This is a genomic window from Streptomyces scabichelini (genome assembly GCF_011045015.1).
Lineage (GTDB): Bacteria > Actinomycetota > Actinomycetes > Streptomycetales > Streptomycetaceae > Streptomyces > Streptomyces scabichelini.
Genome location: NZ_JAAKZY010000025.1, coordinates 1 through 23,744, shown reverse-complemented (window position 1 = coordinate 23,744; position 23,744 = coordinate 1). Strand labels below are relative to the sequence as shown.

At 68.6% G+C, this 23,744-nt stretch carries 21 protein-coding genes and 5 pseudogenes; 13 read left to right on the top strand and 13 right to left on the bottom strand.

Translation table 11 applies throughout. From position 1 onward, the window contains the following. Positions 1-405: 405 nt before the first annotated feature. On the top strand, positions 406-1,353 hold the full coding sequence (locus G5C60_RS10675) for a sugar-binding transcriptional regulator (RefSeq protein WP_165257365.1): 948 nt from the start codon (positions 406-408) through the stop codon (positions 1,351-1,353). A 234-nt stretch (positions 1,354-1,587) separates the two neighbouring features. Here the strand turns inward: G5C60_RS10675 and G5C60_RS10670 are convergent, their stop codons facing one another. The 9 genes from G5C60_RS10670 to srlA form a co-directional block, all read right to left on the bottom strand. Next, complete coding sequence (locus tag G5C60_RS10670; RefSeq protein WP_165257363.1) at positions 1,588-2,778, bottom strand: dihydrolipoamide acetyltransferase family protein; 1,191 nt, start codon at positions 2,776-2,778, stop codon at positions 1,588-1,590. Further along, the gene (locus G5C60_RS10665) at positions 2,778-3,827 is read right to left on the bottom strand and encodes an alpha-ketoacid dehydrogenase subunit beta (RefSeq protein WP_165257361.1); all 1,050 of its coding nucleotides are present in this window, start codon (positions 3,825-3,827) and stop codon (positions 2,778-2,780) included. Before G5C60_RS10665 ends, G5C60_RS10670 begins: the two co-directional genes overlap by 1 nt. Positions 3,828-3,845: 18 nt before the next feature. Next, complete coding sequence (locus tag G5C60_RS10660) at positions 3,846-4,832, bottom strand: thiamine pyrophosphate-dependent dehydrogenase E1 component subunit alpha (protein WP_338145771.1); 987 nt, start codon at positions 4,830-4,832, stop codon at positions 3,846-3,848. Further along, positions 4,829-6,160 carry an NAD(P)H-dependent oxidoreductase gene (locus G5C60_RS10655; protein ID WP_165257359.1) on the bottom strand — a complete coding sequence of 444 codons (1,332 nt, stop codon included), beginning with the start codon at positions 6,158-6,160 and terminating at the stop codon, positions 4,829-4,831. The genes G5C60_RS10660 and G5C60_RS10655 overlap by 4 nt, the downstream gene beginning before the upstream one ends. A gap of 675 nt (positions 6,161-6,835) precedes the next feature. Continuing rightward, complete coding sequence (locus tag G5C60_RS10650; protein WP_165257357.1) at positions 6,836-7,258, bottom strand: transcriptional regulator GutM; 423 nt, start codon at positions 7,256-7,258, stop codon at positions 6,836-6,838. Between the two features lie 11 nt (positions 7,259-7,269). After that, positions 7,270-7,638: a hypothetical protein gene (locus tag G5C60_RS10645; RefSeq protein WP_165257355.1), complete on the bottom strand. Its 369-nt coding sequence runs from the start codon at positions 7,636-7,638 to the stop codon at positions 7,270-7,272. A 117-nt stretch (positions 7,639-7,755) separates the two neighbouring features. Then, positions 7,756-8,127: a PTS glucitol/sorbitol transporter subunit IIA gene (locus G5C60_RS10640; protein WP_165257353.1), complete on the bottom strand. Its 372-nt coding sequence runs from the start codon at positions 8,125-8,127 to the stop codon at positions 7,756-7,758. Continuing rightward, a complete protein-coding gene (gene srlE / locus G5C60_RS10635) occupies positions 8,127-9,179 on the bottom strand; it encodes a PTS glucitol/sorbitol transporter subunit IIB (RefSeq protein ID WP_165257351.1) in 1,053 nt (350 codons plus the stop codon). The genes G5C60_RS10640 and srlE overlap by 1 nt, the downstream gene beginning before the upstream one ends. Continuing rightward, the gene (gene srlA, locus G5C60_RS10630; protein WP_206439337.1) at positions 9,176-9,847 is read right to left on the bottom strand and encodes a PTS glucitol/sorbitol transporter subunit IIC; all 672 of its coding nucleotides are present in this window, start codon (positions 9,845-9,847) and stop codon (positions 9,176-9,178) included. The genes srlE and srlA overlap by 4 nt, the downstream gene beginning before the upstream one ends. Positions 9,848-10,312: 465 nt before the next feature. Between srlA and G5C60_RS10625 the strand changes: the two genes are divergently transcribed. Continuing rightward, on the top strand, positions 10,313-10,585 hold the full coding sequence (locus G5C60_RS10625; protein ID WP_165257349.1) for an HPr family phosphocarrier protein: 273 nt from the start codon (positions 10,313-10,315) through the stop codon (positions 10,583-10,585). Positions 10,586-10,642: 57 nt separating this feature from the next. Continuing rightward, positions 10,643-11,626 carry a sugar-binding transcriptional regulator gene (locus tag G5C60_RS10620; RefSeq protein ID WP_165257347.1) on the top strand — a complete coding sequence of 328 codons (984 nt, stop codon included), beginning with the start codon at positions 10,643-10,645 and terminating at the stop codon, positions 11,624-11,626. 319 nt (positions 11,627-11,945) lie between these two features. Here G5C60_RS10620 and G5C60_RS10615 read toward each other — a convergent pair whose 3' ends face one another. Further along, complete coding sequence (locus G5C60_RS10615; RefSeq protein ID WP_420907361.1) at positions 11,946-12,380, bottom strand: YceI family protein; 435 nt, start codon at positions 12,378-12,380, stop codon at positions 11,946-11,948. A 33-nt stretch (positions 12,381-12,413) separates the two neighbouring features. On the opposite strand from G5C60_RS10615, the pseudogene G5C60_RS51030 reads away from it, so the two are divergent. The 3 genes and pseudogenes from G5C60_RS51030 to G5C60_RS10605 all read left to right on the top strand — a co-directional run. Next, positions 12,414-12,545, top strand: a pseudogene (locus G5C60_RS51030) (IS5/IS1182 family transposase); the annotation flags it as partial. 149 nt (positions 12,546-12,694) lie between these two features. Further along, positions 12,695-14,686: a leucine-rich repeat domain-containing protein gene (locus tag G5C60_RS10610; protein WP_165257343.1), complete on the top strand. Its 1,992-nt coding sequence runs from the start codon at positions 12,695-12,697 to the stop codon at positions 14,684-14,686. 67 nt (positions 14,687-14,753) lie between these two features. Continuing rightward, positions 14,754-15,183 (top strand): annotated as a pseudogene (locus G5C60_RS10605) (MmyB family transcriptional regulator); the annotation flags it as partial. 292 nt (positions 15,184-15,475) lie between these two features. On the opposite strand, the pseudogene G5C60_RS10600 reads toward G5C60_RS10605, so the two are convergent. Together G5C60_RS10600 and G5C60_RS10595 are read right to left on the bottom strand one after the other, a co-directional pair. After that, positions 15,476-16,216, bottom strand: a pseudogene (locus G5C60_RS10600) (aldo/keto reductase); the annotation flags it as partial. Between the two features lie 135 nt (positions 16,217-16,351). Then, positions 16,352-16,774, bottom strand: coding sequence for a VOC family protein (locus tag G5C60_RS10595; RefSeq protein WP_165257341.1), 423 nt, complete (start codon positions 16,772-16,774; stop codon positions 16,352-16,354). Positions 16,775-16,932: 158 nt separating this feature from the next. On the opposite strand from G5C60_RS10595, the gene G5C60_RS10590 reads away from it, so the two are divergent. From G5C60_RS10590 to G5C60_RS10575, 5 genes and pseudogenes are all read left to right on the top strand, one after another. Continuing rightward, positions 16,933-17,934 (top strand): helix-turn-helix transcriptional regulator, encoded by a 1,002-nt coding sequence (locus G5C60_RS10590; RefSeq protein WP_165257339.1) that lies wholly within the window; start codon positions 16,933-16,935, stop codon positions 17,932-17,934. 94 nt (positions 17,935-18,028) lie between these two features. Beyond that, positions 18,029-18,229, top strand: a pseudogene (locus G5C60_RS54040) (zinc finger domain-containing protein); the annotation flags it as partial. Positions 18,230-18,349: 120 nt separating this feature from the next. Further along, positions 18,350-18,964 (top strand): MBL fold metallo-hydrolase, encoded by a 615-nt coding sequence (locus tag G5C60_RS10585; RefSeq protein WP_241266669.1) that lies wholly within the window; start codon positions 18,350-18,352, stop codon positions 18,962-18,964. A gap of 16 nt (positions 18,965-18,980) precedes the next feature. Beyond that, entirely contained in the window at positions 18,981-19,538 is a 558-nt protein-coding gene (locus G5C60_RS10580) for an ester cyclase (RefSeq protein WP_165257337.1), read from the top strand. A gap of 83 nt (positions 19,539-19,621) precedes the next feature. Beyond that, entirely contained in the window at positions 19,622-20,368 is a 747-nt protein-coding gene (locus G5C60_RS10575) for an MBL fold metallo-hydrolase (protein ID WP_165257335.1), read from the top strand. A gap of 943 nt (positions 20,369-21,311) precedes the next feature. Here the strand turns inward: G5C60_RS10575 and G5C60_RS10570 are convergent. After that, positions 21,312-22,061 (bottom strand): NADPH-dependent F420 reductase, encoded by a 750-nt coding sequence (locus G5C60_RS10570; protein WP_165257333.1) that lies wholly within the window; start codon positions 22,059-22,061, stop codon positions 21,312-21,314. Between the two features lie 133 nt (positions 22,062-22,194). Between G5C60_RS10570 and G5C60_RS10565 the strand changes: the two genes are divergently transcribed. Together G5C60_RS10565 and G5C60_RS54035 are read left to right on the top strand one after the other, a co-directional pair. Beyond that, entirely contained in the window at positions 22,195-22,848 is a 654-nt protein-coding gene (locus tag G5C60_RS10565) for a TetR/AcrR family transcriptional regulator (RefSeq protein ID WP_165257331.1), read from the top strand. 79 nt (positions 22,849-22,927) lie between these two features. Beyond that, a pseudogene (locus G5C60_RS54035) lies at positions 22,928-23,568 on the top strand (DUF4158 domain-containing protein); the annotation flags it as partial. Positions 23,569-23,744 lie beyond the last annotated feature (176 nt).

Genomic DNA, 23,744 nt, shown 5'->3' with positions numbered 1-23,744 from the left:
GCGCCCGTCGTGCAAGTAGTGCGGCAATCAGTCGGGGTGGGGGCAGGGACGGCCAGTGACCTGACTGGCCGGGCTGCGTCCGCGGCATCGAATGAGCGGTGGTTCTGCCGTCAGTTCCAGGTGCACCAGGCGCGTGGGGTGATTGGGCGTTCAACCATAACGATTCGCTCACCGGGTCGCTGGACCTCGCTCGATACTCACATATGTGAGTATTAAATTCACGGACGTGATAATAATTCCATGCGAGTCACTCCCTGTCCAGGTCCGTGGGTCGAAGGAGAACCCGCGCGGGAAGTTGTAAGCAGGCCGGGAACTGCCGGTTAAGTCTCTGAGCGGAACGACGTAGTGGTCGGCTGTGCAACAATCTGAGCAGATGTGACGACAGGGCGAGGTGAGGGGGTGGACATGCCGGCGTCCCGCGAACGTGACCTCTTGGTGAAGGCGGCACGGCTCTACTACCTGGACAATTTGTCGCAGCAGCAGGTGGCCAGCGCCTTGGGGGTCAGCCGCTCGAACGTCTCACGCATCCTCACTGCCGCACGTGACCAGGGGATCGTGGAGATCCGGATCAACGATCCGGCCGGACGCGATCTGGATCTGGAGGAGCGGCTGCAGGCCGCCTTCGGAGTGTCCTCCTGCCGCGTGGCCTCCGTGCGCACCGACGAGTCGGCGCTGGCCAAGGTGGGGGAGCTGGCGGCCGCCTGGATGCTGGACACGGTCAAGCCCGGCAGCAGCATCTCGCTCTCCTGGGGGAGCACGCTCCAGGCCATGGTGAATGCCGTCCCCTCCGGGCAGGACCTCGCGGTGGAGATTCTTCCCCTGGTGGGCGGACTTTCCGCCGTGGCCTCGGAGATCACCGGCGAGGAACTGGTGCGGGAGCTGGCCGACCGCCTGGACACCACCTACCAGCGACTCCACGCGCCCGCCCTTCTGGAGACCAAGGCATCACGTGACACCCTGATGACCGAGCCGTCCATCGTCGGCGTGCTGGACGCCGGCCGCAAGTCCTCCGTGGCCTTCCTCGGTGTCGGCGCGGTGGGGGTGGGCTCCTCCGCGGCGGTCATCGAGTCGCTCCACCTGAGCGATCGCGACCGGGCGGCCTTTGAAGCGGCGAAGCCGGTGGGTGATGTGTGCGCCCGGTTCTTCGACGAGGACGGCAACCCGGTACACGGAGCGGTCGAGGACAGGGTGCTGGCCATCTCGCTGGAAGACCTCCGTCAGATACCGACCGTGGTGGGGCTGGCCGCGGGCGTCGAGAAGGCACGGGGCGTGCTGGGTGCGTTGCGCGGACACTACGTGGACGCCCTCATCTGCGATGCCCAGCTGGCGGAGGCGCTGCTTGCCGCGGCCTGAGCGGATCCGTCCGCACGCCGCATACCGCATGCATGTCGCATCCCGTCCAGCGATACGTCAGATACGTCAGGGCATGACCCGCTGCCTGAGAACCTGGACAGCACGCTGCCGCCGCGTCCACTGGCAGTCAGGGCAAGGACAATGTGGACGGACGGCAGCGCGTTCATGTGCCACCGGTGGTGGCGCGGGCGCCCGCTGAGCAGTCGTCGGAGCGACCCTGGGTGAGCGGCAGGTTCACCGCCATCCGAGCCAGTTCGGGTCGTCCAGACGCCGCTGGACCGCGTCCAGCAGGCGCGCGGCGTCCGCGCCGTCACCGACGCGGTGGTCGACGGTGAGACCGACCCGGCAGCGGGTGCGTACCCCGACTCCGTCGCCGACGGGGACGACGTGCGGGGCCACCGCACCGACCGAGAGCGCGGTCGCCTGGGGCGGGTTGAGCAGTACCTGGAAGGCGTCGACGCCCAGGGCGCCCAGGTCGTGCACGGTGGTGGTGGCCGCGGTCAGGTGCTCAACCGGCACCTTGCCGCCGCGGGCCTGGTCGGTCATGCGCCCGACGCGGTCGTCCAGCTCGTCGATCGGGAGCCGGTCGGGGTTGACGAGCACCGGGGCGACCGGGCCGCGTTCGGTGTCCACCATCAACGCCACCGCGACGTCGGACCATACCTCGCTGCCCTCCCCGGTCCACCGGGCGTTGAGCGGGCTGTCCCGCAGGGCATCCGCGTACGCCCGTACGATCAGGCTGGTCCAGCCGCTCAGGCCGCGGCGCTCCGCAACCGCCCCGAGGTCGAGGTCACGGAAGACGACAGCCTGAGGGATGGCGGCGCTTGCGCTGGTCTGGCGGGCGACAGCCCTGCGGTACCTGTGCCGCAAGGCCGGTGTGCCTGTGCCTGCCAGTGTGCCGTTGGTGGCTGACGGACGGTGAAGTACCTGGGCCGCGGGCGCGACGAGCTGGGAGGTGACGGCCTCGACGTCGACCACTCTGATGGTCCCGCCCGGTCCGGTGCCGTGGAGGGTCGCGAGGTCCACGCCGAGTTCCACCGCCCGGCGTCGGGCGAGCGGCACGGCCGACACGACCGTCGAGAGGGACGACGGCGGAGTGGGCGTGGTGGCGAGCACCGCCGGAGCGGGCGGAGGGGCATCCGCCTCGGCTGGTGCGTCGAGGAGGTCGCCCAACAAGTCGCCTGCGGCGCTGCTGAGGTAGGCGATCGGTTCGCCGACAGGCACGACATCGTCCGGCTGAGCCACCAGCCGGACCAGGATTCCGTCGACGGGAGATTCCACCTCCATGTCGACCTTGTCGGTCGCGACCTCGCACACCACGTCGCCGGAGCGGATCTCGTCGCCCTCCGCCTTGTGCCAGGTCAGGAACGTGCCCTCCTCCATCGTCATGGACATCTTGGGCATGACCAGGGGGATCTCGGCCATCACCACGACCTGACCAGACGGGTGGCCTCGGCCACGATGTCGGGGACCTGGGGCACGGCCGCGCGCTCCAGCTGGGGAGCGTAGGGGATCGGTACGTCCAGGCCGCTGAGCCGGCGGATCGGGGCCCGAAGGCGGCCGAACGCCTCCGAGTCGGCGATCAGCGCGGCGATCTCCGCCATGTAGCCGCAGGTCCGGGGGGCTTCCTGGACCAGCAGGGCACGCCCGGTTGCGGCCACTTCGGAGATGATCGCCGCTTCGTCCAGAGGGACAAGGGTGCGCGGGTCCACGACGGTCGCGCTGATGTCTTCCTCGGCGAGCAGTTGCTGGGCGGCCTCCTCGGCTCGCGACACCATGATGCCCGTAGCCACGATGGTCAGGTCCTGCCCCCTCCGGCGGACCGCCGCCCGCCCGAGCGGAACGCGATCGGCGCCGGTGGGCACCGGGCCGCTCTGCTTGTAGAGCAGTTTGTGCTCCAGCACGATGACCGGGTTGGGGTCGTCGATCGCGGCCAGCAGCAGGCCCTTGGCGTCCGCCGGGGTCGCGGGCATGACGACCTTCAGTCCGGGGATGTGGGCGAACCAGGTCTCCAGGCTCTGGGAGTGCTGGGCGGCGGCGCCGGTACCGGAGCCGGTCGGGGCGCGCAGCACCATCGGGACGCGGGCCGCGCCACCGAGCATGAAGTGGATTTTCGCGGCCTGGTTGGCGATCTGGTCCATGGCCTGGGCCGTGAAGTCGGAGAACTGGATCTCCACGATGGGCCGCATGTCGGCCAGCGCGGCGCCGACCGCCGCGCCGACGATGCCGAGTTCGCTGATCGGGGTGTCGCGCACACGGTCCTCGCCGAAGCGGTGCACCAGGTCTCCGGTGACGCCGAAGGCGCCTCCGTAGACGCCGATGTCCTCGCCGAGAATGAAGACGCGGGGGTCGGTCTGCATGGCTTCGGCCAGGGCCTCGCGGACCGCTTCGGCGTAGGTGAGGGTGCGCTCTGACGGGTCGGCCGACGGCCGCGTCGTCGTCGCAGCCGCCGGGCTCGGGAGTGTGGTGGTCATGTACGGGTCTCCAGAGAGTCAGACGGCGTAGACGGCCGACGTGAGTTCCGCTGCGCTGGCGTCGGGGGCGGCGTTCGCCGTGCGTACGGCCTCGCGCACCGCCTCACGTGCGTCGGCTTGGCACTGCTGCGCCTCTGCCTCGGTGAGTGTGCCGGCGTCGAGCAGGGTGGCGGTGTAGCGGGCGATCGGGTCCTGCTCTCGCCACTGGTCGATCTCCTCGCGCGTACGGTAGAGGTTCTTGTCGCTCTTGGAGTGGCCCTTCCACCGATAGGTGAGTGCTTCCACGAAGGTCGGGCCGTCGCCCGCGCGGGCTCGTTCGACGGCGGTGCGGACAGCTTCCTGCACCGCGGGCACGTCGTTGCCGTCCACGGTCACGCCGGGGATGCCGTAGCCGGCGGCGCGCTCGGCCAGGCGTTCCACGCGGAACGCCCGCTGGACGGACATGGACATCCCGTAGTTGTTGTTCTCGCAGATGAACACCACGGGCAGGTCCCAGATGGCGGCGAGGTTGACTCCTTCGTGCCAGGCACCCTCATTGACCGCGCCGTCGCCGAAGAAGCTCAGCGCGACCCGGTCCTCGCCGCGCAGCCGGCTCGCCAGCGCGGCGCCAGCGGCAATGGGCACGCCGCCGGCGACGATGCCGTTCGCGCCCAGGTTGCCCGTCGCGACGTCGGCGATGTGCATCGAACCGCCGCGGCCACGGCAGTAGCCGGTCTCCTTGGCGAGCAACTCGGCCATCATGCGGTCGAGTCGGGCGCCGCGGGCGATGCAGTGTCCGTGGCCGCGGTGGGTCGAGGTGATGTAGTCGCCGTCGCGCAGTTCGGCGCAGGCACCGACCGGCACTGCTTCCTGACCGATCGACAGGTGCATGGTGCCGTGCATCATGCCGCGGGCGAACAGGTCGTCCACCGCTTCCTCGAACCGGCGGATGGTCCACATCGTGGTGAGAGCGGAACGGGCCGGCTCGGCGTCCTTGATCAGGTCCATGCTCACGGTCTTCCTCACGCGGCCAGGGAGTCGGTCGGCACCGTCGTCGGCAGGTCGATCCGCTCGCCCGCGAGCAGCCGGTCCTGGAGGCGCCGCAGTGTCGCGATCATGGTGCTGTGGTCGATCCGCACGTCCTGGTCGGTGAGCAGGGTGCCGGCGGGGACGTCCCGCACCACCTCGGCTCCGGCGGCAAGGCCCAGGGGCACCAGACCACCGGCCGCCGTCGCCTCAGCGCTCTCGGCGAGGCCGTACACGGTGGATCCGCCGATGCCGTCGACGCGTTCGCCGGCCCGCAGGTCCCGCTTGGCGACGGCGACCACCTCGGCGTTCCACACCGTCGGCGCGAGGCTCGGGGTGCGGTCAAGGACCGCCTCGGCGACGGAGAGCGGAGCCTCGACGCTGGCCAGGTGGTAGGGCCGGTAGAAGGTGTAGTACGGCCCCTCGCCCATCGACAGGTACTCCATCTCGGCGGTGACGACCGGATCGTCGCTGTGACCGATGACGAACACGCCCGGCGCGACCGGACCGGTGCAGTAGTCCACCACCCCGGCAGCGGGAAGCACGCCTCCGTCCCTTTCGGGGCGGAAGGTCTTGGCCAGGTCGGCGACCGTCGCGTGGGGACCGGTCATGCCACGTCGGCTGAGCTGGAGGCCGGTCGCGTTGGCCAGCGCCACCATCTCGATCATCGTCTTGGAGCCGTCGACGAAACTGGCCAGCATCTTCGGGTTCATGCCCTTGGCCTTGGCCTGATCGGCCAGTGCCTCCGGGGTCGCCGTCGGGTCGAGGGGGTTGTTCTTGCCCTTGCCGGCACAGACCACGCTGAACCCGATGTCGCGCACGTAGTCCACCAGACGCTTGCACTCCACCGGTTCGTCGCCGCGGCACACCGTGTAGACCCGGTCCATCCGCTGCGCCACCGTCGACAGCAGCAGACCGACCGTCACATCGCACTCCACGTTGAGCAGCGCGATGTCCTTGCCCGCCAGCAGACCGAAGAAGGCGACGGAGGCGCCGACATCCGGCACACCGCTGGCGTCGACGATGATGTCGATCGGCAGCGAGACGAGGTCGAGCGCGTCGGTGACGACGACCGGTCGGCCCCCGAGCACCGCCGCAGCGCGTTCGTCGGGCGTACCGCCGCTGAGCGCAGGGCCGCGGTCGGAGCGCTTGAACGCCTCGTGGCCCCGTTCCGGGTCGATGTCGGCGATCGCGGAGATGTCCATGCCCGGGATGTGCGCCACCTGCGCGACGAAACCGAGGCCCATCTGTCCAGCACCCACGAGGCCCACCCGGACCGGTCGGCCGAGCTCCCGCTCCCGCTGCCGCAACTGATCCATGTAACTCATGCTCCGGTCCTTCCTGCCGCCCTGCCGGTGACCCACCGCAGGAGCTGCACATATGTGCAAACGATATGCACGTTGGTGATTTACTTGGTAGCACGTATGCCGTCCTCGGAACAAGGGCTGGACTCGTGCGGGATTACGGCGCTCGATGTCGTCGGCGGTAGGTGAATGACCGCCCGTCAGGCGGTCGTGTGGGGCATACCAGGTTCGGCGCGACCGATCTGACTGCGCGTCACAGCGCGGAGCATCGAGGGAGGTGGGAGCCAGGGCGGGACTGCGGCACAGGCGGCGGCCATGTGGCCGGCGGTATGACGCAGGCCGGCACAGGAACGGCGAGACGGGGTCCGGCGCCCCGAGGTGAGAGTGTCGTCAGGTGGCGAGACCGGCCCAGCCGCTCGGTGACGGCGCGCCGCTGATCGGCGCGACGCCCGGGATGTGCCCCGTGGCGGCAACTCGGTTGATCGTGCGTTGACTCGGTTGATCGTGCGTTGAGAGGTGCGGTACTACACCAAGGGCGGCGGCTGAACTCCGAAGTGAAGGAGGCCGACCCGCCATGTCATGTGCGGTACCGGCTGGGCTCACCGGCGGCCAGGGCCAACGGGGCCCCGTCTCGGGAAGCGTCAGAGTTCCGCGGCCGTACACCGCTCGCTCCGGGCAGCACCTGGCAATAGACGTTGCTCACCGTGCCGGCCACATCCGTACAGCGGCGCTGTGATCGGTCGCGGCCCCCGACTGCATCCGGCGGTAGCGGTCGCGAGCGTCCTCAACCGCACGCGCCATGACGGCGGATGTGGCCCGGGAGGGCGCCGTGCTCAGCTCCCCGGTGAGCTGCGGGCGTTCACGGAAACGGGCGAGAACGGAAGCCCCCTGCATCACCAGGGCCCGTTCGACGACCTTGTCGCTCCGCCGTACGAGCAGCAGCACCACGGCGCCGCGGAACCGCCCGGTGGCCCGGCCGGAGACGAGGGTGACACCCGCCCGGTGCTCCTGGGCGGCGAGCCGGTTCACGGTGCGCATGTAGTAGCGGTGCTGCGCCATGCTCGACACCATCGTCAGCGCGAAGCCGCCGAGCAGCAGCAGTGCCAGGGGAAGGTATGCCATGAGTCCTCTTCTCAGGGGCCTTCGGTTTCGGCCCTTCGTTCACGAGGGGGAGGGACTGCCGGCCCCTGCCCGCCCTCGGGGAGGAAGGGCGAGCGGTCCGGCAGTCCCGGGAATCGGGGCAGGCCGAGGGAGTGGCGGTGGCGGACCTTCTTGGCCTCCACCGCGTTCCGTATCCGGTCGGGGTTCCGGCCGCGCAGCCGGACGGTTCCGCAGCTCAGACACATCAGGGCCGCCACCTCGGTGGTGACTTCGGTGGTGCCGAGACGGTAGGCGAAGCGAGGAGAGCCGAGCAGCGGCAACGCCATGGATCCTTCGACCAGCGTCCCGCCGCAGTCGCGGCAGACGTCCTCGGCCGGGGCGCTGTCATCAGGGGCGTTCATGGGGTACTGCTCCTTCCTTGCTCCGCCATCGCGTGTCGGACACACCCTCGTACGGGTCGTACGGGTCGTACGGGGCGCCGTGGCCGCATCGCGTCCCCGCCTGGCCCACCCGCACCGTCACGCGCGGACGAGCCTCAGTTCGGCTCCCGGCTCAGGGGCCGCCAGTGGACCCTCGGCGTGCACTGCTCCGGGGAGCAGCCCGGCAACCGGATCGGGGGCGACGTAGACGACCATGTGCCCGAGAGTCGTCAGATTCTCCTGGGCGCGCTCGCCCACCGCTGTCAGGGTCAACCGCGTCTCACCGAGCCACAGTTCGTCGCCCGGTCGGATCTCCTGGGCCGGTGTGTCGACCGGTTTGTGCACGACGCTGAGGCTCTCCAGGTCACCGGGCAGCGGCTCACCGAAGAGGATGAGGACGCCGCCGTCGATGAGGTCCGCGGCTTCGTTGCCGACGCGGAGGATGGTGCTCTGGTAGTAGGGAGCATTCATCAGTACATCCCGAAGCTGACGAGCCAGGCGAGGGCCACGGCGATGGGTGAGGTGATCAGACGGCTGAGCAGCACTGCCGGCGTACCGACCGCCACCGTCTCCGGTTTCGCCTCGCCGAGGGCGAGACCGACGGGGATGAAGTCGCAGCCGACCTGGCCGTTGATGGCGAACAGGGTGGGCAGAGCGTACTCGACGGGAATGGTGCCCGCGGCGATCTGCGTACCCATCAGCACGCCGATGATCTGGGCGATCGCCGCTCCCGGCCCGAGGATCGGGGACAGGAAGGGCAGGGCCACCACGGCACCGAGGGCGATGAGCCCGAACGGGTTGCTGGCCAGTGGCTTGAGGCCCTCGCCCATCTTCTCGGCGACGCCGGTGTAGATGACGAACCCCAGCAGCAGGCTGACGTACGCCATGAAGGGAAGGATGGTGTTGATCGTCAGCGTGATGGCCTGCCGGCCCGAGGCCAGCAGGGTGTTCACCGCGTAACCGATCCCGGAACTGAACTTGATGAAGCCGTCGGATATCCGGGAGAAGCGTCCGCCGCCTCCCGCCGGTTCCGCGATGGACTGAGGGACCGGACCCGCGCTCTGTTCGCGGTCGTCCGCGGCCGACGGCGTATCCGGCGCCGGCCCTGTATCAGCGCCGTCCTCCGTCCCCTCCTCGACCACGACATCGTCCACCCCCACGGCGGAGACGAAAATGTCCTCGGTGATGAACTGGGCGAGCGGGCCGCCGGGCGAGCCGGGATAGACGTCGATCGTCGGTATCCGCTTGCGCGGATAGACGCCGATCCGTGCGGTGCCGCCGCAGTTGATCACCGCGCAGATGACTTCCTCGTCGGGAACGGAGGTGCGGAACCCGTCGACGGCCTCCGCCCCGGTCAGTTCCGCGATCCGCTGGGCGACCGGGTGGATACCCCCGCCCGTCACCGACAGCACTTTGTTGCGGGTGTCGGTGCGACGCAGTGTGAGTCCGTTGCCCCAGCCGCCGGTACCTTTGCGGACGAACACCGACGGGTACGTGCGGGGACTCTGCTCGATGGTGGTCATCGTGTCCCTCCGGTCACCATGAGCGTGCTACTGCCGGTGCCCGTGGTGAATTCCTCGTCGAACTTGCGGAAGATCTCGGTGCGGCCGGTCCGCTTGATCAGGATGAGAGTGATCCGCTCGGTGACCACGCCCCTGATGAAGATCACTACGACGCCGGTGGCGAGGTAGTACAGCGCCAAGGGCACTGTGGACAGCCCCAGTTTCTGTACGCCGCTGGCGATGCCCAGCCAGACGAACAGCTCGCCGGCGTTGGCGTAGGGGAAGAACGAGGTCACCGGGTGGACGAAGGAGACCGCCGAGTCGTAGAAGGCCGGCTTGTACTTCTCGGGCAGGAACCTGCCGAACGAGTAGCACATCGGATTGGTGAGCATCAGCACGGCGAGGACCGGCATCACCGTGTAGCGGGTGATCCACCAGCGCGAGGACCACTCGACGGCCCGGGTCACACGCTTCTCGCCGACGAACGTCACCAACGCGTACATCGCGGTGAGCAGGACGATCAGCGTGGGGAGAATCCCGGTCACCAGACCGGTGAACTGCTTGCCGGCCTCGTTGAACAGGCCGATGAAGTGGGAGCCGGCCCAGACTGCGCCGCGAATTACGGGGTTGTCACTCTCCTCGCCCTGGGGCGTCGACGCGGCCAGGGCGGCAGCAGCAACGGTAACCATCTCGGCCCTCCTCTCTGTTTCTGAGCGGGGATACGGAGGTCTCTGTCTCCGAGTGGGGATGCGGAGGCCGGTCGGAGCCCATGGCCCGTACGGCGGAGACGTGTAGGCGGCTCTTGGGTGGGGAGCCGAAGCGATCGGGATGTAACAGGAGGAACCGGGGGATTTTCAGCACAACGGGTTTGCACGTCTGCTCAGGGTTCCTCACCTCTGTTCGGTAGAGGTGTAGCACCGCGCGACAAGGCGCGACAAGATGTCGACGCCGATTGCCCTGTGTGACAGCGGTGAAAACTCGGCCCGTCAGCCCGAACCTCGCCCTGCCCCCGCAGAAATGCAGCAGCGACTGGCGGCGGTTTGCACATCGATGCAAACCCTCTTCACATCTGTCCAACGGCTGTGTAGCGTGCAGCCTCGCCCAGCCCTCGGCCTGCGCGAGCGTACTTGGCCGGAGCCACGAAGGAGAACGCTGTGCCCGAAACCCGCGTCACGATCGCATCCGCGGTAGGACTGCACGCCCGGCCCGCGGCAGCATTCGTCCAGGCGGCCGCGCAGCGACCGTGCCAGGTGTCCATAGGCCGGGAGGACGGGGCGCTGGTGAACGCGAAGAGCATGCTCGCCGTACTGTCCCTCGCCCTCAAGCACGGTGAGGAGGCCGTGCTGCGCACCGAAGGCGCCGAGTCCGACGCTGCCCTTGCCGAACTCGCCGACCTGCTCGCGCGGGACCTCGACGCGGTGTCATGACGGGCACTCCCCGCGGTCACCGGACCGCACCGCTTGACGCACCGTCGTGGAATCACCATGCCGACCGCACGTGACCAGCACCTGCTGGTGAAGGTCGCTCGCATGTACTACGAGGAAGGCCGCTCCCAGCAGGAGATCGCCCACGCCCTTGGTGTCAGCCGGCCCAACGTCTCCCGCATGCTCGCCGCAGCCCGGGAGCGGGGGATCGTCGAAATCAGCATTCACGATCCGGCCGGGCGCGACCTGACCCTCGAGAGCGAGCTGCGTGCGACGTTCGGGCTGCGCGACTGCAGGGTGTCTGAAGCCCCTGGAAGTGACCGCACCCTGGCCCACGTCGGGGACCTCGGAGCCCGCTGGCTGCTGGAGACCATGCGGCCCGCGCAGCGCGTCGGGGTCTCCTGGGGGCGCACGCTTCAGGCGGTTGTGCAGCACGTCCCCGACAATGGCGGGCTGAACGTCGAAGTGGTGCCCCTCGTCGGCGGTTTGTCCTCGGTGGACTGCGAGATCACCGGCGAGGAACTGGTACGGGACCTCGCCACGCGCCTCGGCGGCCGGTTCCGCCGCCTGCACGCTCCGGCCCTGCTCACCACCCCGGCGAGCAGGCAGATACTGCTCGCCGAGCCCTCCGTCCAGGCCGCGCTCAAGGCAGCCGAGCAGGTCGGCATCGCGCTGGTCGGCATCGGCAGCCACGGCGTCGGTTCCTCCGCGGCCATCATCGACGCTCTGGCACTCGACTCGCGGGAAAAGGAGGAGTTCGACAGCCGACAACCGGCCGGCGACCTCTGCGCGCGCTTCGTCGACGTCAACGGAAGAGCGATTCCCGGTCCGGTCGAGGATCGGGTGCTGGCCGTGTCTCTCGAGCAACTGTCCAGGATCCCGCTCGTGGCGGGGGTGGCGGCAGGGTCGGAGAAGGCCCGCGGCGTGCTCGGCGCCCTGCGCAGCGGCACGGTCGATGTGCTGATCTCAGACAGTTCCCTCGCTCGCGCCCTGCTCTCCGCCCAGGCCCCCTCCGACATCATCGGGACCAGGAACAGGCCCTGACCTTGTCGTTTAACCTCCGGTGCCTACGGCGTCGCGAAGTCGCGAAGTCGATGGGCTTCCTTCGGGACGCTTGCCCCGACCTGTCCCCGCTACAAAGATTCGGCCCCCTCGACACCTGTCGAGGGGGCCGAATGCATGTGGTGCTGAAGCTACGGATTGCTGGGGAACGGATCACCTCGCCGCGCCTTGCGTCCCCGTCCTCAGGCGACCGGTGCCGTGCAGCTGCTCGCGAGCAGCTGCGAGCAGGAGGCCGATGTCGCTCGTTGAATGAACACCACCGAACACGTAGTGGTCAGGACGAGCGAGCCGTGGCGCCGCGTCAGGGTGCCGAGCGGGTGAAGCGCGCCGTGATCGTGACGATCGTGATGTCCTTCATGATGCCGAGCCGGTTCCACGTCTTCCCGAAGTCCTTACGGGCGATGCCGAGTTCGGCGGTGAGCGTGACGGCGTCGGCCGAGGCCTCGGTGGCATGAGCGGTGAAGCTGACCGGGCGGGTCCTGCCGAGCACCGAGAGTTCACCGGTGACCTGAGCGGTCGCCCGGCCGCTCGGGGCGACGCGAGTCGCGGCGAACACGATCGAGGGGTGGTCGGCCACGTGGAAGAAGTCCGCTCCCCGCAGGTGCTCGTCACGCTTGGCCACCCTGGTGTCCACGGAGGCGGCGTCGATCGTCAAGGTGCCGTGCGCGGAGCCCTCGGTGAGCACCTGGCCGAGGCCGGAGAACGTGCTGAAGACTCCTCTGTCGCGGCCCTGGATCGTGTCGGATGAAGTGTGGTCGCTTATCGAGCCGTCCAGTGGGAGTTGCTGCCCCGGGAGCTGGGTTTCGGTTCGGGGGTGACGTGCTGGCGGCGTCTTGCCGGGTGGAACCAGGCCGGGGTCTGGGATCAGCTGCATGTGGTGCTGCTGGAGAAGCTGCGGTCGAAACCTGGAGAAGGGTCGTCCGCGGGGCAATCTCGTCGTCACGGTCGGTGACCGCAACGGCTGCAAGGCATGGGAGGAATCCGGGGCGGTACGTGGAGCCGTCCGCATCACGGAACCACTGTCAGACCCACCCCCTATGGTGTCGTGCCATGATCTCGAGCAATGCCGGCAGCGAGGCCGCCGATGGCTCCCAACTGACCATCCTGCGCGAGTTGCTGGCGACGGGTAAGCCGGTCAAGATGCGTAAGGCCATCGCGGAACTCGTCCTGATCCCGGACGACGGAACAGCACTCGCCCTGGCAGCCCAGTCAGCGAGTGCGGCCGAGATCTCCTCGGAGGTGTTGTTGGGGCTGTGGCCCAAGGTGGCCGACCCGGACGGTTTCTGCGCCGCGCTACTCGCCCCCGCCCTCGTGCGAGAGAACCGGACATCCATACGGCTGCGCCGGATGACCTCACTGACGGGTCTGCGCCATCTCACCACGCTTCGTGGTCTGAGCATCCACCGCTGCAAGGAGATCACGGACTTCACCGAGGTCGGCACGCTCACCGGCCTCACCGAGCTCGACCTCAACGGCTGCGCGGGCATCGAGGACCTGACCCCGATCAGCCGCCTCACCGAGCTGACCCGGCTGGGCCTGCACCGCTGCCGCGCAGTGCAGGACACCACGCCCCTACTGTCGCTGGGGAAACTGCGAGAGCTGGACCTCAGCATGACCAGGGTGCGGTCCGCCGACGGTTTCACCACAGCGTTCCCCGCGCTGGAGACCTTGACGCTGCGCGGCTGCCGCTCCTTCAAGGATGCCTCCCACCTGTCAGGGCTGACCCGGCTCACGAGCCTCGACCTCGGCTGGACCGGGATCCATAACCTGACCGGCCTGCGTGACGTCCCGGCCGTGACCCACCTGGACCTGCGCAGCTGCAGCCACCTGAACGACCTGTCCGGTATCGACGCGATGCCCGGCCTGACCGAGCTGATCGTGCACGACTGCCCCCGCCTGGAGACCCTCACAGGGCTCGGCCCGCACCCCCGCCTGGACCGGCTGGAAATCAAGAACTGCTCCCGACTGGCGGACCTGAGCGGGATGTCCGCACTCACCCAGCTGAAGAAACTGACCGTCGAAGGGTGCGAACAGCTCACCTCCCTGCACGGCATCGACACGCTCGGCTCCCTGGAAGCGGTCTGCCTCACCGACTGCCCCGCCCTGCGGGACTTTTCCGCGCTCACGCACCTGCCGGCACTGCACGAGCTCGACCTGCGAGGGCTCGGGCAAGTCCGCGACCTCACGCCGTTCGCAGCCGTACCCGCTCTCGTGTCCCTGCGCGTGGACCAATGCGACGGTGTGGTCACCCTGGAGGGCCTCGAACGCCAGGGTGACCTGGCCGAACTGAAAGTCACCCACTGCCAGGCCCTGCGCCGGCCCGGCCCACTCGGTGACCTGCCCGCCCTGAGCGCGGTGTGGATACGCTACTCGCCCTCACTGACCGGCCTCGACGGCCTCGGCGACCTGCCCGCGCTGCACGATCTGAAGCTCTCGCACTGCCCGGTGCTCGTGGATCCCGGCGGCCTGGCCGGCGCCCCGGTGGACGAGGTGTGGTTCGACGAGATGCCGAACCTGGGCTCGCTGCATGCCCTGGAGGGCTGCCCCGACTTGAGGAGCCTCATCCTCGGGAATTGCCCCCGCGTGGAGGACATCCCAGTCGGGCCGGTCAGCGAACTCCGCGTCTCCCACTTCGGCGGCTATGAGATCGACTACACGATCGACTGGCGGGACCTCTCCCACCTGGCCGGTCACAAAAACCTCCGCCACCTGTCGCTCGGTCTGAAGCAGGTGAAGGACATCAGTGCTCTGCGCGGCCTGCCCGACCTCATCAGCGTCGACCTCAACAGCTGCTACCGCCTCAAGGACGAGGACCTCCACCCACTCCTCCACATGCCGTCCCTGAAGAAAATCAAGGTGCCCCTCGAAATCCTCAAGACCATCTGGGAGGGAGAACCCGCTCCTGTGTACGACCAGATCGCAGAACGAGACGTCGACGTCTGGCGGCCCTACTCTTCCGAACTCGCCCAGGAAATACGCGAACTACGTGCTCAGCACCTGCACGCGAGTCAGCCGGACGCGCCGGCTGAACCCCACAGTTGATCCAGGCTCCAGGCACCCTAGGGACGCGGCAGCGGGCGCCCCTGCCGCGTACCCCCTCCAACTGTCCCTAACAGCCGCTCTCATGGAGGACTTCGCACCGCTCGCCCCCAAGGACCGCAATCTCGCGCGCCGGGCATTCCTCGGGCCGCAGCGACCTGAGGCGACGCTGTACGGGATCTCCGACGCCGCCGAGTTCCGCCACCAGGTCGTCATGGAGCTCCACGCCACCCTCGCCCGCTACCCCACCGATCCCGTGGTGACCGGCCTCGTCGACGAGCTACGCAACGCCAGGCCCGACTTCGCCCGGCTCTGGGAACGGCACGACGTGCAGACCGCGCCGATGCTCACCAAGACCTTCCGCCCCGCCCGGCCGGCGGGGAGATCACGTCGACTGCGACACGCTCACGCTCACGGACCGCGACCAGCACCTCGTGCTCTACAGCGCGTCGCCAGGATCCCCTGGCACCGACGCTCTGGTACTTCCGGACGTCCTTGGAGTGGACGGACAAGCTCACCGACGCGGACCGGCGGGCGCTGTCGCCGCTGAGCGCGGCGGCCACCGTGGTGTCGCTGGTGCCGCAGGATGAGGACATGGCCGAGACCGCCATGCGCAACGCGCCGGCCACCCGGTACAACACCGTCAGGCCGTCCAATCGAAGGCACTCTCCGCGGAAGGTGAGCGTCCAACACGCACACCACGTACTCGTCCCGGTCCACGCGGGCGGCGCTGGCACGTTGTGCGAATGGTCCCGTCACGTCGGGACCTGGAGTGGGTGATCGTCAGTTTGTGAGCAGTTGCTCCACCGCCTCAAGCTTGCGTTCGTCGGTGAGGTGCCGGGAGACCCACTGCATGCGGGCGTTGTCGGGCCGCGGGGCGTTCTTGCGGCAGCGGCCGGTGAGCAGGCCGATGGCCAACGGGCTCCACACCAGAACGCCCAGGCCGTAGCGGCGGCAGGTGGGCAGGACCTCCCGCTCGATGCCGCGGTTGAGGATGGAGTAGGTGGGCTGCTCGGTGCGCAGGCGGTGCAGTCCACGCTGCTGGGACACCCACTGGGCCTCGACGATTTCCGAGGCCGGCAGATTGGAGGAGCCGATCGCGCGGACCTTCCCGGCACGCACGAGGTCGGTGAGCGCGGAGAGGGTCTCCTCGATGTCCGTGTACGGGCCGGGGTGGTGGATCTGGTAGAGGTCGATGTAGTCGGTCCCCAGCCGCTCCAGCGAGCCCTCGACCGCCTGGACGACCCAGCGCCGGGAGCTGCCGCTGCGGTTGGGGTCCTCGCCAATCGGTCCGTTGAACTTGATCGCCGGCACGACCTCGTCGCGGTGCCCTTCGAGGGCCTTTCCGACGATCTCCTCGGTCTCGCTGTAGCCGTACACGTCGGCGGTGCCGACAAAATTGATGCCCGCATCCAGCGCCCGGTGGATCATGCGCACGCAGTCGTCGTGATCAGGATTGCCCATTTTGCCGAACACCATGGTGCCCAGGCAGCAGGCACTGACTTCGATGCCGGTCCGTCCCGGCTTCCGCATCCTCACGGTGCCCCGCATCCTCACGGTGCCCCGTTTCCTTCCGCTGCCGTACGTGTTCGGTGCCTGCGCCGTCCGGACCGCCCGTGCGGCTGCGGCGGCCCGGACGGCGCAGGCATGTCAGGTCGGTCGGCTGGTTCAGCCGTTGTACGGGGCGGTGACGTCCAGGACCCAGGTGACGCCGAAGCGGTCGGTGAGCATGCCGTACAGCGGTGCCCACTGCGCGGGCTCCAGCGGACGCACGATGGTCGAGCCGTCGGCGAGCTTGCCCCACAGGGCGCTGATCTCCTCGGCGTCGTCGCCACGCACGGAGACGAAGAACGGGTTCTCGCCCTGGTTCCAGGGCAGCTGTGAGGGAACGTCGTAGGCCATGACGTGGAAGCCGTTGTCGCCGGCCACCTCGCCCCACATCACCCAGTCCGCCTCGCTCTCGTTCTGCACGGCGCCTGCGTCCTTGTAGGTGACCGCGACCGTACGTCCGCCGAAGACGGACTGGTAGAAGTCCAGCGCCTCGCGTGCAGTGCCCCGGAAGTTCAGGTGAGTGGTGGTCGTGACGGACATGACCTGCTCCTTGCTCGATGTGACGAATGCGCCGCCGACCGTCCCAGCTCCAGCGGCGGCTGCCGTGACCAGGAGCGATGCCTCCCTAACGGCTCGTATGCCACGATGGCAGAGGTAGAGGACAGGTTATGTCCGGTACTCCGGGGAGTATGGGTGCCATGCATAAAACATCTGCCCGGCTGCTCGCGCTGCTCTCGCTCCTTCAAACGCCCCGTGACTGGTCCGGCGATGATCTCGCCGAGCGTCTCGGCATCACGTCGCGCACGGTGCGCCGCGACATCGACCGCCTGCGCGAACTCGACTACCCGATCAAGACCCTCAAAGGACCGGCCGGCGGCTACCGCCTGGAGGCCGGCACTCACCTGCCGCCCATGCTGTTCGACGACGACCAGGCCGTCGCCCTGGCCGTCGCGCTGCAGACCGCGGCCGCCGGCACCACCGTCGCCGAAGACGCTTCCCGCGCGCTGGCCACCCTCCGCCAGGTCATGCCACCCCGCCTGCGCCACCGCATCGACCTGTTGCACATCACCGCCGTCCAACCGCCCGCGGCGGCCGGCGACATCCCCCAGGTCGACGCTCAGGTCCTGATGGACCTGAGCCGCGCCATCCACGCCCGCGAGGAACTGCGCTTCGACTACGCCCCGGATCCAAGCACCCCGGCCGATGACGTCCGCCGCGTACAGCCCCACCACCTGGTCACCTGGCGTCATCGCTGGTACCTCGTGGCCTGGGACCTGCGCCGCGAGGACTGGCGCACCTTCCGCGTCGACCGCATCCGGCCCCGCACACCCACGGGCCCCCGCTTCACCCCGCGTGACCTCCCCGGCGGCACCGTCTCCACCTTCGTCACCAGCCGATTCCGCGGCAACGACGGCACCACCACCGACTGGCCCTGCCAAGGCGAGGTCATCCTCCACCTCCCGGCCGCCAACGCCGCACCCTTCGCCCAGGACGGAATAGTCGAGGCACTCGGCCCCCACCACTGTCGGCTCATCCTCGGCTCCTGGTCATGGACCGGACTCGCCGCCGCCATCGGCCGCTTCGACACCGATATCGAAGTCATCGGCCCACCTCAACTGGCCACCGCATTCGCAGACCTCGCCGCCCGCTACGCCCGCGCCGCACCCACCACAGGACCAGAGACCGGCCCGGCGCGGTGAGAACAGAACTCACCACGCCGCTCAAGCCCTGCGAACCTCCGGGGCCGACCCAACGCTCGGTTGCACGCGATCCGAGAGCAGGGAAGGGGTTCGCATGAACCATCCTGCGACTTGCGTTGTGCGAAAATCAGGGTCCCTGACGGCCCATCAAGAACCTTCCTCCGGACCTGAGTCCGAAGCCGATCTCGTCGAGCGCCATCCGTGCCCGAAGTGCAAGGCCGCCCCCGGCTCGCCGTGCCGCTCGCGCAGCGGGGCAGTCACGAGCGCCTACCACACCGGCCGCTTCGCCAAGGTGCCGAAGCTGACGAAGTCAACGAATCGGGCCGGTAGCCAGCAGCCGGAACTGCCGGACGGACCTCGGCGGTCTGCCTGTCGTGATGCGCGCCACGTCTACCGGGCGCCGTACGACTACCTGATGTTCGGCCACCTGCACACCCAGGACCTGCGACGCTGGGTCGGCACCACAGGCCCCCAGCCCGACCTCGGCGGCACTGTGAAACCGGCCTTTCCAAACGCCAAGGTCATCGTGCAGCGCCGCGAACTGCTCGCCATGTCCCAGCTGCACCCGCTCCAACAGCCCTGGTACCAGCCGGAGACCTACCGCGACGTCCGCCCCGACGCCTTCCTCGCCCTCGACGGCAGCCTCGTGCTCGGTCCCGGCGTCGCCGTGGCCGACACCCCCGGCCACGTCCTCGGCAACCAGACCCTCGTACTGAACACCTCCACCGGCATCTGGGCCAGCAGCGAGAACGCCATCGCCGCCGAGTGCCTGACCCCCGAGCACTCCCGGATGCCGGGCATCGCCCGCTGGGCCCGCGCCTGGCAGCAGGAGATCGTGCTCAACGCCAACACCATCGAGACCACCGCCGACCAGTACAACTCCCTGGTCATCGAGAAGACCCTGGTCGACCGCTCCCAGAACGACCCCCGGTTCCTGCAGTTCTTCCCCTCCAGCGAACTGACCCCCTCCTGGGTCAACCCCGGCACCACACCGACCTTCACCCACAAGGCCATTCACCACACGGCCTGACCGACCGGGAAGCCTCATGCTCACTGACGAGATCCGCAAGGCCCGCCACAAGCTCGTCCTCGACCACTTCCAGGACGAGGTCCGCCAAGACTGGGACGACGTCCTGTCGACGTTCCCGCACCCGCACTACGAACTGATCCCGACCATGCAGGTCCACGACGGCGACACGGCCGTGCGCGGCTACTACCACGACAGCCGGGTCGCCTTTCCCGACCAGGACCACGAGATCATCGCCTTCCGCCACAGCGACGACGCCGTGATCGCCGAGTTCTGGCTGCTGGGCACCCACCGCGGCCCACTCGGCGCCATACCACCCACCGGCAGCCGCTTCCGGGTGCGCATGACCGCGTACTTCATCTTCGACACCGACGAGAACGGCGACGAGAACCTGGTCTGCGAGCGCATCTACTTCGACAGCTTGACCATGCTCAAGCAACTCATCGGCGGCTTGAACATGAGGAACCCCAAGAACTGGCTCCTGGCAGCACAGTGCCTCAAGGGCCTGGTCGCCATGTCAGGCGACAAGCCCGATCCCACGCTCGTCGACACCACACCTCCTGCCTTCGCCGACTGACGGCGTCGAGCAATGAGCGTCGGGCAACGAGCGCCGAACAGCCGAACAACGGGGCCGTGAACCGCCACACCAAGGACCCGCCCATGAAGATCCACCACCTCAACTGCGGCACGATGCTCCTGCCGATCGCACATCTGGTCTGCCACGTCCTCCTCATCGAGACGGCGGGTGGGCTGGTCCTCGTCGACTCCGGCTTCGGCCTGGACGACATCGCGGATCCCAAACGGCGAGTCGGGCCGGCGCGCCGTTTTCTCAGACCCGTCTTCAAGGCCGAGGAAACCGCCGCTCACCAGATCGAGCGGCTCGGCTTCAGCCGGGACGACGTCCGCCACCTCGCCCTCACGCACTTCGACGCAGACCACATCGGAGGTCTCTCCGACTTCCCCCGGGCCCAGGTCCACCTCACCGCGGCCGAGGCACTCGGGTCCATGATCTCGCCGTCCCGGCGGGAGAAGATCCGCTATCAGTCGGCCCAATGGGCCCACGGCCCGAAGATCGTCGAACACAGCCCCGACGGGGAGAAGTGGCGAGGCTTCGCCGCCGCCAGGGAACTCGATGCCATCGCCCCCGGAATCGTCCTCATCTCGCTCCCCGGCCACACCCGCGGACACGCGTGTGTCGCAGCCTTCTACCACCACGGCACGATCGACGGCCGTACGCCCGTCCCCGCCGCGCTGCGTGCCATGGAAGCCCTCGTCGCCCGGGACCTGAAAAGGGTCCGGGACAACCACGCCCGCCTCGCCGAGCTGTATCGCCACGCGGATCCCGACCTGGTGATCTTCTCCGCACACGACCCGACCCTCTTCGAGAAGGTTCGCGCCGAGGCGTAGCGGCCTCCTTCGGAGCGCGGCAGGCCGGTTCGAGCCGAGAAGGGCGCATGCGCGCAGCAGAACCTCCGAAGCGTCGCCGGAGAGGTCCAGCCACCACGCCTTCATCCTGACCTGACAGGCGGTCCCACCCGACATTTCGGTCCAGCCACATGCCCCCGCCGACCCCGTGCCGGCTTAAGACGTCGGTCGTAGCCCTCTGAGGTGCTGCCAGGTCCCGGCCCTGCAATCGACCGACCCGGCGCGCCGATGATCGTCTCAGGGTCAGATCCAGAGCGACTACCAGGTCATACGTCCGCCCAGGCTCTGGCTTGGGAAAACGTCCGCGAAATCGAGCTACGTAGTCAGGACACTCCCGCTTAGCTGCGTCGGCCGTGATCACGGCGGTGGTCAGTGCGGTGACGTCGTTGGCGCAGAACGCGGCCACCGGTCAGGACCGGTGGCCGGGTCCGCTCGACCAGGTTCTGCGACACGCGTGGATCGTCCTGGGCGTGGATCTGACGTTAGCCCTGCTGCTGGCCTTGTATGTGCTGTTCCACGAGGTCAAGTCTTCGTCGACGGCCGAGGACCCACCACCGCCAGCGGCCCCGGAGATGCCGCGGTGGGTAGTCAACCGTGCACAGGTCCGGCAGGTGGCGGCTGAGCTGGGCCGCCGAAGGCGGTTGCGGTCGGTGGGGATCACCGTTGTGGCCGGACTGCACGGTGCGGGGGGGCTTTGGGAAGACCACGCTCGCGGAGATGGTCTGGACAGCAGAGGGACCCCGGCCGTGTGACGGCCGGGGTCCCTCTGCCTCGTGCAGGTGTCGGCTCAGCGGCAGCAGTCGCAGCCGGGGCGGCGGCCGCAGGCGTCTGTCTCCCCGCTGGCGGCCGGAACCCCCACGGTGGGTCGGTGTCCGGACCCGGTCAGGAGTTCCGGTTCCACCTCTTCTTCCGCGGTGCTCTCCACTCACCTCCAGTCGTCGATCGAGAAGCTGCCGCCCGCTGGCCGGACAACCGTGGCGGTCAGTTCCCTCACCCGGTCGGCAGGTACCGGAACGCCCGGGGCCTGGAAGATCCATTCCATCGTCTTGTCCAAGCTCACGTCCTTGGGCACTTCCCCGAAGTAGGGCTTGCAGTAGACGGGCGTGCCTGGTTCGCTGCGCCAGCTGTCGGCGAGCGTGCCGATGTCCACCGCGTCGTAGCCGAGGATGTCGAGCAACTCCACGACCTCTGCCTTGGCGGCGGCATCGTCGCCGGCGATCGGCATGGCACTGCGGTCCGGCGCACCCGAGGGGCGGGCAAGGCTGAACAGCTGGCTGACGACGATGTTGTTGGCCGCCTTGACCACACGGGAGTCGGCCAGGTGGCGCTGTACCAGCTCGCTGGTCGTCAGCTCGTTCGCGTCCAGCTCGGCGATGCGGCTGTCGCGCTCCGGGTAATAGTTCAGCGTGTCGATCACGATCTTGCCCGCCAGCGGCTGGGCCGGGATCTGCTCATAGGCGCTCAGCGGGATGGACACCACTACCAGGTCCCCGGCCTCGGCGGCCTCGGCGGGAGTGGCCGCCCGGGCGCGGGGGCCGAGTTCGGCGACGAGACCGGCGAGGGACTCGGGGCCGCGGGAGTTGCTCAGGACGACGTCCAGGCCTGCGGCGACAGCAAGGCGGGCCAAGATGCCGCCGACGTTGCCACTGCCGATGAAGCCGAGTGTCTTGCTCATGGTGCTCTGTTCTCCAATGGGATGAGGAAATGCCGGACCGGCCACAGCCACGAACCATAACCGGACCGGCTGGTCACTTTAACTACCGTACCACCTAACCGGACCGCTCGGTCATGTTGCGTAGAGTGGACCCATGAGCACTGAAGAAGAAGCCGTTGCAGCGCCGCCCGCGCGACGGATGAGAGCCGACGCGGTGCGGACGCGAAAGGCGCTGTTGAAGGCTGCCGCGGAGGTGTTCGCCGAGCACGGCGCGGAAGGGTCCATCGCACAGATCGCGGCACGGGCGGGAATCGGAAAGGGAACCGTCTTCCGGCATTTCCCCACCAAGGAGGACCTGTTCGCCGCGATCATCAGCGAGGAAATCGACGGACTGGTGACAGTGGGCCGCCAGCAGGCCGAGCAGGCCGACGCCGACGCCGCCCTGCTGCAGTTCATGAGTGCGGGCGTCGAGCTCTACGCAAACAACCGGGCGCTCGCGGAGGCACTCCGTATGGTGTCGGATGTTCGGCACCCGGAGATACAGGCCGGACAGGAGCAGCTGATCGCAACAGCCGAGTCACTGGCGCGGCGGGCGCAACGCGACGGCTCACTCCGTGCGGACCTGAACGGGCAGGACGTGATGCTGCTGATCTGCGGCGTGTACTACACCGCCGCACCCTTGCTGGCTGCCGATCCGTCGGCCTGGCGGCGCTACCTGCGGCTCACCTTCGACGGCATGTGCGCCACCGGCACCGGGCCTCTACCCCCGGCACTCTTCCACGACTCCTTGCTGCCGACGATCCGGTAGGGCCGACCGGCATGCGCCAGAAGCTCACCGACGCGCGGGCTGCCGACACAACCGAATCCGGCTCCTACAGGCCTCCGCGCTGGAGCGGTCCTTCTACCTGGACGACGTGGATCGGGACCTGATCGCGTTGCGGCGGACGAAGGCCACCAGCTGGGATTCGCGGTGCAGATGTGCACCGTGCGGTATGTCGGCCGGTTCCTGGTGGACGATCCGCTGGACGTGCCGTGGTCGGTGGTCGAGCACTTGGCCGCGCAGTTGGGGATCGAGGACCCGTTGTGCGTGAAGCGGTACACCGAGCGGCTGAAGACGGCGTACGAGCACGCATGGGAGATCCGGGACGCCTAACGGCTACCACTCCTTCGAGGATGTGGAGGGGGGCCGGAAGTTCCGGACGTTCCTCCACGGCCGGTCGTGGACAGGCGCCGAGGGGCCGGTGGCGCTGTTCAACCAGGCGGTGGGGTGGCTGCGGCGCAACCGGGTGCTGCTGCCGGGTGTCTCGGTGCTGGCCAAGCAGGTCGCCGCGGTGTGGTCGCGGAGAAGCGGCTGTACGCCACGGTCGCGGGTGCCGCGCGGCGGTCGGACGCGTCGTTGCCGGCGAATCTGGTGGCGCTGCTCGGGGTGCCGCAGGGGCGCAAGCTCTCGGAGCTGGAGCGGCTGCGCCGGCCGCCGACACGCACGACGGGCACGGGCTTGGCGAAGGCCCTGGAGCGGGTGGACCAGACACTCCCGGGTCCGCAGCTCTTTCTTGCGATCTCCATGGTGGCCGGCTGGGGAGGACCGTCGGTCCATGGATAGGTGATCCTCTCCCGCCCCCGCCGATACACCCCCATAGTCGAGACTGCCGGGCGCGCCCGGCCCCTGCGGCGAAGGAGAGTATCGCCGAGGCCAACGGCGCC

What these genes read in the sequence shown, in the direction of transcription:
- G5C60_RS10570 (WP_165257333.1), bottom strand. Translation starts at nt 22,061, where the DNA reads ATGAGCAAGACACTCGGCTTCATCGGCAGTGGCAACGTCGGCGGCATC.
- G5C60_RS10580 (WP_165257337.1), top strand. Translation starts at nt 18,981, where the DNA reads ATGCTCACTGACGAGATCCGCAAGGCCCGCCACAAGCTCGTCCTCGAC.
- G5C60_RS10650 (WP_165257357.1), bottom strand. Translation starts at nt 7,258, where the DNA reads ATGGCATACCTTCCCCTGGCACTGCTGCTGCTCGGCGGCTTCGCGCTG.
- G5C60_RS10620 (WP_165257347.1), top strand. Translation starts at nt 10,643, where the DNA reads ATGCCGACCGCACGTGACCAGCACCTGCTGGTGAAGGTCGCTCGCATG.
- G5C60_RS10675 (WP_165257365.1), top strand. Translation starts at nt 406, where the DNA reads ATGCCGGCGTCCCGCGAACGTGACCTCTTGGTGAAGGCGGCACGGCTC.
- G5C60_RS10645 (WP_165257355.1), bottom strand. Translation starts at nt 7,638, where the DNA reads ATGAACGCCCCTGATGACAGCGCCCCGGCCGAGGACGTCTGCCGCGAC.
- srlE (WP_165257351.1), bottom strand. Translation starts at nt 9,179, where the DNA reads ATGACCACCATCGAGCAGAGTCCCCGCACGTACCCGTCGGTGTTCGTC.
- G5C60_RS10665 (WP_165257361.1), bottom strand. Translation starts at nt 3,827, where the DNA reads ATGACCACCACACTCCCGAGCCCGGCGGCTGCGACGACGACGCGGCCG.
- G5C60_RS10670 (WP_165257363.1), bottom strand. Translation starts at nt 2,778, where the DNA reads ATGGCCGAGATCCCCCTGGTCATGCCCAAGATGTCCATGACGATGGAG.
- G5C60_RS10565 (WP_165257331.1), top strand. Translation starts at nt 22,195, where the DNA reads ATGAGCACTGAAGAAGAAGCCGTTGCAGCGCCGCCCGCGCGACGGATG.
- G5C60_RS10585 (WP_241266669.1), top strand. Translation starts at nt 18,350, where the DNA reads ATGTTCGGCCACCTGCACACCCAGGACCTGCGACGCTGGGTCGGCACC.
- G5C60_RS10655 (WP_165257359.1), bottom strand. Translation starts at nt 6,160, where the DNA reads ATGAGTTACATGGATCAGTTGCGGCAGCGGGAGCGGGAGCTCGGCCGA.
- G5C60_RS10640 (WP_165257353.1), bottom strand. Translation starts at nt 8,127, where the DNA reads ATGAATGCTCCCTACTACCAGAGCACCATCCTCCGCGTCGGCAACGAA.
- G5C60_RS10590 (WP_165257339.1), top strand. Translation starts at nt 16,933, where the DNA reads ATGCATAAAACATCTGCCCGGCTGCTCGCGCTGCTCTCGCTCCTTCAA.
- srlA (WP_206439337.1), bottom strand. Translation starts at nt 9,847, where the DNA reads ATGGTTACCGTTGCTGCTGCCGCCCTGGCCGCGTCGACGCCCCAGGGC.
- G5C60_RS10595 (WP_165257341.1), bottom strand. Translation starts at nt 16,774, where the DNA reads ATGTCCGTCACGACCACCACTCACCTGAACTTCCGGGGCACTGCACGC.
- G5C60_RS10575 (WP_165257335.1), top strand. Translation starts at nt 19,622, where the DNA reads ATGAAGATCCACCACCTCAACTGCGGCACGATGCTCCTGCCGATCGCA.
- G5C60_RS10610 (WP_165257343.1), top strand. Translation starts at nt 12,695, where the DNA reads ATGATCTCGAGCAATGCCGGCAGCGAGGCCGCCGATGGCTCCCAACTG.